A 6,815-nucleotide genomic window follows, 5' to 3' on the forward strand; every position below is an offset into this window, starting at 1 on the left:
CCAGCGAAGCGGGTCATGAACCAGACGCCGACGATCGCCAGCAGCATCAGCAAGGGCACCTGGACATCGCCAAGCATCCAGTCGTTGGCCCACCATGGCGGTCGCGGGTTGCGCCCGCCGATCAATAGAACCGTTAGCCACAGGGCGGCCAGACAGACCAGTGTGGTTCCGATTAACAGTGACATAGACACCTCCTCGCCGTATGGGTGCACGGCGTAATATGATCCGCTTGGGTTGACTTGCTTGCTTAGACGGGCGGCCTGCGGATCAAGCCACCCGCCGTTGAATTTCCGGCTTCAAGTTCACCTTGCCGGTTTGGGTGTTTAAGGTTCCCGAAAACAGGATCAAGTGGGCATATCCATCCAATGTCGCATAATCGATCACCTCGATGCCCAGCAGGTTGGTCTGGGACGGACTGAAGGCCCGGAAGGCGAAAAGATGATTATGACCGGCGACGGGGCGGGCGACACAGCCAAGGGATCGCACCCAGTCCGATCCGATTTTCAGTTCGTCCACCAGATGGGTGAACAGCGTCCGGGGAAGCGGTCCGGGCGTTGACCAGTTAATCGGCTTCTCGGGTTCCGGGTCTTTTTTCCAGAATGCCCATTTCATGTACGGTTTCCTTTTCGGAAAAGCACACTGTTACGATTAGCAATCCGATGCACGTTGCCATGCAGCATCCATATCATGGAAACATTACGGCATGCTTTCACCGGCATTACAGTTTTGAAAGGATTTGACGGGAGGGGGTAAATTCAGGGTCGGAACCCGATGTGGAGCGCGGGTCAGCCGGCTGGAGGCAGGGAATCGGTAGGCAGGTGAATCTCGAAGATCGATCCAGATCCCGGGGTACTGGAAACCCGCATTTCGCCGTTGTGGGCATTGACCACGGCCTTGACCAAGCTCAAGCCCAGGCCGAGCCCCTTGTGGGAGGAACGGGTGCCACGGTATAGGCGGTCCCAGATTCGCTGGATCTCTTCGGGGTCGATGCCGATGCCCGAATCGGTGACGCGAACGATCACCGTTTGCGCGTGCCTCTCGATGGTCAAGCGCACGGTTCCGCCTTCGGGGGTGAACTTGACGGCGTTGTCGAGCAGGTTGGCCAGCACCTGTCTGATCCGGTCCACATCGGCGTTCAGGCGTGCCTCGGCCGGAAATTCCGTCACCAATCCAACACCTTTTTCGTCGGCCACATAGCGATACATGTCTGCCACGCCTTCGGCCAAGGGCACCAGGTCCAGGGGCCGCGGCAACAGCCGCATGGTGCCGGTTTCGGCTTCGGAAATATCCATCAGCATGGCCAGCATCCTCAGAATCCGGTCTGATTCCTCCACACAGTCCTGCAGGGCCTCGCGGCAAGCGGCGTCCGAGGTTTCCGCCTGGAGGGCCTTTTCGGCATTGTTGCGAAAACGGGTCATGGGGGTGCGCAGGTCATGGGCCACACTGTCCAGGGATCCGCGCATGGCCCGGATCAACTGGTTGATCTTTTCGATCATCCGGTTGAACAGGCTCCCGAGCTCTTCGAGTTCATCGCCAGTCTGGGTGCTGGGTACCCGGGCGTCCATTTTTCCCGATTCGATGGATGCCACCGTGCCGATGAGGTTTCTCAGGGGGTGCAGCACCCGCCGGGATAAAACCGCCCCACCGGCGACAGCCAGCAGGATCAGGGGGACGGCAATGGTCACCAGCGCCTCGCGGAAGCGGTCTAGTACCACCAGTCGGTCCTCGGTGCTGATGCCCACCTGAAAGAGGCTGCCGTCCGGTTGGCTGGCGGTGAGGATTTCCAAAACGCAGGATCCCGAGCGGTTTGGCAGCTGCAGCCAGGTCCCCGGAAGCTGGCCGCGCATCTCCTGCAGAGCCACCAGATCGAAGTCATCCCAGTGATGGGGAAAGAAGACCAGGTCACTGCCGGAGGAGGAAACGGGCAAACGTGTGAAGAAGGGATTATTTTTGCGGGCACGGTTGTTGTCGACAACCGTGCCGTGAAAGGCCTTCCAGCCACCGTTTTCATACTGGCTGCGCAGGCTTTCGATTTCCCCGACGACCATCTGCCTGTCCTGGCGGGCCAACGTGTTTCCCACCAGCAGATAGGCGGTGATCGCCAGGGCCATCAGGCTGAAGAAAAAGAGCACGGTATAGCCGGCTGCGATCTTGACCCCGATGGTCTTACCGAGTTTCCACATGCGGCGCCTTGATCGCATAGCCGATTCCGCGAATGGTATGGATGAGTTTGACGGGAAAGTCCTTGTCGATCTTGTTTCTCAGCCTGCATACCAACACATCCACGACGTTGGTCTGGGGATCGAAGTGAAAATCCCAGATGTGTTCCAGAATCATGGTTTTGGATACCGTGCGGCCCCGGTTGCGCAGGAGGTATTCGAGCAGGGCGTATTCTTTGGGTTGGAGGTCGATGGGCTGCCCGCCACGGTCAACCTCGCGGTGGATCACATCCACGGCCAGATCCCCGCAGACCAGTCGGCTGGCCTCGACGGTTTTTGATCCGCGGCGCACCAGCGCCTGGACCCGTGCCAACAGCTCGGCAAAAATAAACGGCTTGACCAGGTAGTCGTCGGCCCCACGCTGGAGACCGGTGACCCGGTCGTCCACGGTCTGCCGGGCACTCAGTATCAAAATGGGTGTGTCGATGCCCCGATGGCGCAGCGTGCTGACAAGGCTCAAGCCGTCGAGCCTGGGCAGCATGATGTCCACCACGGCTGCATCATAGGTAACCGCCAGTGCCATGTGAAGGGCTTGTTCACCGTCATCCGTGCAGTCGACGGCAAAACCGGCCTCGCGCAGCCCGTTTTCCACGAAGGCGGCGATTTTTTCATCATCTTCGACAACCAACACCCGCATCCTTCTTCACCTCTGTAGTCAATTGGCCGCGGCGTTCCCTCGACAGGCGTAAAGGCGTTGACATGCACGACACCGTGTAGCGACTTCAGGTTACAGCTTACCCGAGCGTACAATCGAAAAAACCAGCCACAAGCCCAGGAAGGTGGCAATCACGTACCCGGAGAATCCCAGCACGTCGGTGACGGAAAGGTTCTGTACACCGAAAAAGTCGACCTCGAAGAGCAGTACTTTGTTGGTGGCGTTGAGAATCAGGGAGGCGGCGATCAGCGAGGCGGCGGTCACCAACCCTAAGGTAAGTCGGTTAATGCCTCTTTCGAATTTGCTGGAGGTGTCTTCAAGGCCGGTGTGGGCGATCTCGAATTTGGGTGTTTCCGTGGCCAGACGTTTGAACAGACCGTGGGCCAGGTGGGGCATCTGGCGCAGGTAGCCGCCAAACAGTTTTGTGTCCCGGCCCACGTTCTTGAACACTTTGTGGGCTTCGTAACCTTGCTGCAACAGCCGCTTGGCGTAGGGTCGGGTCACCTCCAGCAAACTGGCCTCGGAACCCAGGATCTTGCCCAGGGCTTCGGTCTGGATAAAGGTCTTGAAAAGCAGGAGCAGGTTGCGCGGCAGTCGGATGCGGTACTTGTATACCAGCCGCATGGTCTGGTAGTAGACATCCTTGACCGAAATGGTCTTCAGCGAACGCCCGTAAAAGGGCTCGGCCATGTCCTTGAGGTCCATTCTAAAGCTGTTCAAATCCATGGTCCGGGGGTCCACCAGGCCAGCAGCCTCGAAGGCTTCCATGACCATGTCGTAGTCGTGCTCGGCAAAACCCAGGAACAGGTGGGCGATCTGCATCATGGTCTCTTCGTCCAAGTAGCCGACGATGCCGAAGTCCACCAAGCTCACCCGGCCGTCGTGCATGACGAGGGTGTTGCCCGGGTGGGGGTCTGCGTGAAAGATGCCGGCGGCCATCAGCTGGCGGGAAAAAGACCGCAGGCCGATCATGGCCACTTCCTGGGGGTCGATGCCGTGGCGCCGGATCTCATCCACGCGATCCATCTTGATCCCCTCGATGTGCTCCATCACCAGCACCGATTTGGCCGTGAGGTCCCAGTACACCTTGGGGATGTATATTTCATCGATCTCTTTGAAGCTGCGGGTGAAGCGCTCGATGTTGCCGGCCTCGATGAGCATGTCCAGTTCGCGGAAGATCGTGCGCTCGAACTCCTTGACCAGGTTGACCGCCCCGACGATGCGGCCCAAATCGAAGCGTCGTTCGAACCGGGCGGCGAAGTAATACATGAGCTGGATGTCTTTGCGGATGCGCTTTTCGATTCCCGGCCGGATCACCTTGACGGCCACCTTCTCACCGGTTTTCAAACGGGCGGTGTGCACCTGGGCCACGGACGCGGCGGCCATGGCCGTCTCGTCAAAGCTTTTGAAAAGCTGATCCGGCGGTTGACCCAGCTCGGCCTCGATCAGCCGGCGGATGCCCGCGAAGGGCACCGGGGGGACCTGATCCTGCAGTTTGGACAATTCATCGATATATTCCGGGGGAAAGAGGTCGCCACGCGTGCTCATGAGCTGGCCAAGCTTAATGAAGCTGGGTCCCAGTTCCTCCAGGGTGCGACGAATGCGCACAGGATCGGGGAGGCCGGTTTTGATCTTGCTGCCAGTTCTCCCCCTCAGCCGGTCGGCGACTTCACCCAGGCCGTGTTTGATGAGCACGCGCGAGATCAGCCCGAAATGGCGAATGCCGCTGATGCGGCTGCTGGAAAAGGGAAACGGCATCGGATTACCTATTTGCTATTATTCTTAGAAGACGGTCGATTGGCGATGTCTATAATCAATCCTTTTGATCTGCCGTGTCATTCACCGACTTCCATTTTTGGGATATTTTCTTGAGCATGTATTCCTCGGCCACGTAGCTTTCGACCAGGCCGCAGTCCACGCACACATAGTTGTCCAGGGCGGCCATGGCCGTCAGGCTGATGGGGATGGAGTTGCTGCCGAATGGGCCGCTTTTCAGGGGAAGGTCTTCGGCCGAATAGATGTTGACTGACCCGCATTTGGGGCATTTGCCCTGCTTCATGGTGGTTCCTCCCTTGTTGATCGTGGCTGGTTTTTCCGTGGATGGTTGCTCCCGGTGTTATGACGCAAACCGAAGTCGGTGTCAACGCACTTCACCGGCAGGGCAAAGCGCACCCATTGGTGGGCGGGGTTGAGGGAATGCCGGTGCAAACGCCTGGCAAGGGAAGTCACAATAATCGCAGGCCATCTGGCATCCTGGATCTGACGAAGGTTCAACGATCCACTGACGGACACTGCACTTTCAGTCGACGCAGGGCACCTTGCAAAAGCCCGTGGGTTCCGGTACAAGGTCGTGATTCTTATCGGGTGCCGCCAGACGGCGTCCCTCATCCCGTTTTGAGCGGTTCAACGGAGACCGGCAGCACGCATGAAAGCAAGCCCTAAATCCAATTTTCCCGCGTTTCTCATGGTGGCCGTGGCACCCTTGTGCTGGGCAGGCAACATCGTGCTGGCCAAGGGCGTGGCCGAGTTGATTCCTCCGGTTTCGCTGGCCTTCTGGCGATGGATGGTGGCCTTTATGGTTCTCCTGCCCCTGACCTGGCCCTACGTCAAGCGCGACTGGCGGACGGCCCTGGCCGGGTGGAAAATATTGGGGCTGCTCGCCCTGTTCGGGGTGACCATTTTCAATACCTTGCTCTACAGCGCCATGCACACCACCACGGCCATCAACGGTGCCCTGATCCAGACCACCATGCCGGCGGTCATCATTGTCATTTCCCTGATTCTTTATGGAGAGCGGGTCTCCGGGATTCAAGCCGCCGGGGTGGTGCTGTGTGTCATAGGCGCCGGGGTCGTGGTGCTCAAAGGCCGCTGGCAGGCACTGATCGACCTGGCCCTGGCGCAGGGAGACCTGCTGATGATCGTGGCGGTGGTCCTTTATGCGCTCTACTCGGCCCTTTTGCCCAAGCGGCCGAACATGCACCCCATGAGTTTTCTGACCTACACCTTCGGTCTCGGGTGCCTGGGGCTGCTGCCGCTTTACCTATGGGAAATATCCGCCGTCGGGACATTCACACTTACCCCCGGCGTCGCCGGCAGCATCGCCTATGTGGCCCTATTTCCATCCATCGTGGCCTATTTTTGCTGGAACCGCGGGGTGGCCGTCATCGGTGCCAACCGCACCGGCCTGTTCATCAACCTGATCCCCGTCTTTGCAGCCATCCTAGCCATTATCTTCCTGGGAGAAACCCTGAAGTCCTTCCACCTGACGGGCATGGCGCTGATCCTGGTGGGATTCGTGATGTTCAACCGGCAAGGTTGACCGCTTGGGCAACCGACCGAAACATATGCGACCCTGATACAGACGGCAGCGGCGGTAGCGCAATGACCTCATCAATACCACCGGACAGGGAAAAAACGCTGCTCAAGGCCCTTTTCTGGTGCCTGGCGGCGCCCATGATGGCCTTGATGTTTTTCCGGCTTTTTTTCGTGCTGTTCCGATTCGTTTACGGCACGGTGTTGATTCTGTTGCTGGGCCAACAAGCAGCGCAGACAGTCCTGATCCTGTCTGTCGCCACCGCGCTGATCTTTACGGTCGGAGCCATCGGCTACGCTTATAAGCAGTTAAAAATACATATAATTGGTCAATAACGACGTTGATGCGGCAATTGGCCGACCCGTTGAGACCGTGGGTGGGGCCGGTCCTTGAGTCGGGCCAGGCCTCTTACACCCCGTTCACCGCCCGCCGGATACGCCCCAGGGCATCCTGCAGAATCGACCGCGGACAGGCGATGTTGATTCGCTCGAACCCGTCACCTTCGGGTCCGAAGATGAACCCTTCGTCCATGAATATCCGTGCCTTTCCCAGCATCAGGTGCTTGAGCGCCAACTTGTCCAGCCCCAGCCCCCGGCAGTCCAGCCACACCAGGTAGGTCCCCTCGGGC

The 6,815-nt window shown here is 58.8% G+C and carries 8 protein-coding genes and 1 pseudogene; 2 read left to right on the top strand and 7 right to left on the bottom strand.

The features are described from left to right. From ABYV26_RS17660 to ABYV26_RS17685, 6 genes are all read right to left on the bottom strand, one after another. Nucleotides 1–185, bottom strand: a 185-nt coding sequence (locus ABYV26_RS17660; protein ID WP_372682676.1) for a hypothetical protein, incomplete at its 3' end; no start/stop codon positions are given. An 82-nt stretch (nt 186–267) separates the two neighbouring features. Then, a complete protein-coding gene (locus ABYV26_RS17665; RefSeq protein WP_372682677.1) occupies nt 268–612 on the bottom strand; it encodes a hypothetical protein in 345 nt (114 codons plus the stop codon). Nucleotides 613–785: 173 nt separating this feature from the next. Next, nucleotides 786–2,183 (bottom strand): sensor histidine kinase, encoded by a 1,398-nt coding sequence (locus ABYV26_RS17670; RefSeq protein WP_372682678.1) that lies wholly within the window; start codon nt 2,181–2,183, stop codon nt 786–788. Further along, nucleotides 2,167–2,856: a response regulator gene (locus tag ABYV26_RS17675; RefSeq protein ID WP_372682679.1), complete on the bottom strand. Its 690-nt coding sequence runs from the start codon at nt 2,854–2,856 to the stop codon at nt 2,167–2,169. Before ABYV26_RS17675 ends, ABYV26_RS17670 begins: the two co-directional genes overlap by 17 nt. A gap of 90 nt (nt 2,857–2,946) precedes the next feature. Further along, nucleotides 2,947–4,632, bottom strand: coding sequence for an ABC1 kinase family protein (locus ABYV26_RS17680; RefSeq protein ID WP_372682680.1), 1,686 nt, complete (start codon nt 4,630–4,632; stop codon nt 2,947–2,949). A gap of 55 nt (nt 4,633–4,687) precedes the next feature. After that, nucleotides 4,688–4,933 carry a hypothetical protein gene (locus ABYV26_RS17685; RefSeq protein ID WP_372682681.1) on the bottom strand — a complete coding sequence of 82 codons (246 nt, stop codon included), beginning with the start codon at nt 4,931–4,933 and terminating at the stop codon, nt 4,688–4,690. Between the two features lie 366 nt (nt 4,934–5,299). On the opposite strand from ABYV26_RS17685, the gene ABYV26_RS17690 reads away from it, so the two are divergent. Together ABYV26_RS17690 and ABYV26_RS17695 are read left to right on the top strand one after the other, a co-directional pair. Beyond that, entirely contained in the window at nt 5,300–6,193 is an 894-nt protein-coding gene (locus ABYV26_RS17690; RefSeq protein WP_372682682.1) for a DMT family transporter, read from the top strand. Nucleotides 6,194–6,255: 62 nt separating this feature from the next. Further along, nucleotides 6,256–6,522, top strand: coding sequence for a hypothetical protein (locus ABYV26_RS17695; protein WP_372682683.1), 267 nt, complete (start codon nt 6,256–6,258; stop codon nt 6,520–6,522). Between the two features lie 73 nt (nt 6,523–6,595). Here the strand turns inward: ABYV26_RS17695 and ABYV26_RS17700 are convergent. Further along, nucleotides 6,596–6,815: pseudogene (locus tag ABYV26_RS17700) on the bottom strand (aminotransferase); the annotation flags it as partial.

The organism is Desulfosarcina sp., assembly GCF_041551955.1.
In the GTDB taxonomy this organism is placed as follows: domain Bacteria; phylum Desulfobacterota; class Desulfobacteria; order Desulfobacterales; family Desulfosarcinaceae; genus Desulfosarcina.

Coding starts and splice junctions, on each gene's coding strand:
- ABYV26_RS17665 (WP_372682677.1), bottom strand. CDS start 612: ATGAAATGGGCATTCTGGAAAAAAGACCCGGAACCCGAGAAGCCGATT.
- ABYV26_RS17670 (WP_372682678.1), bottom strand. CDS start 2,183: ATGTGGAAACTCGGTAAGACCATCGGGGTCAAGATCGCAGCCGGCTAT.
- ABYV26_RS17675 (WP_372682679.1), bottom strand. CDS start 2,856: ATGCGGGTGTTGGTTGTCGAAGATGATGAAAAAATCGCCGCCTTCGTG.
- ABYV26_RS17680 (WP_372682680.1), bottom strand. CDS start 4,632: ATGCCGTTTCCCTTTTCCAGCAGCCGCATCAGCGGCATTCGCCATTTC.
- ABYV26_RS17685 (WP_372682681.1), bottom strand. CDS start 4,933: ATGAAGCAGGGCAAATGCCCCAAATGCGGGTCAGTCAACATCTATTCG.
- ABYV26_RS17690 (WP_372682682.1), top strand. CDS start 5,300: ATGAAAGCAAGCCCTAAATCCAATTTTCCCGCGTTTCTCATGGTGGCC.
- ABYV26_RS17695 (WP_372682683.1), top strand. CDS start 6,256: ATGACCTCATCAATACCACCGGACAGGGAAAAAACGCTGCTCAAGGCC.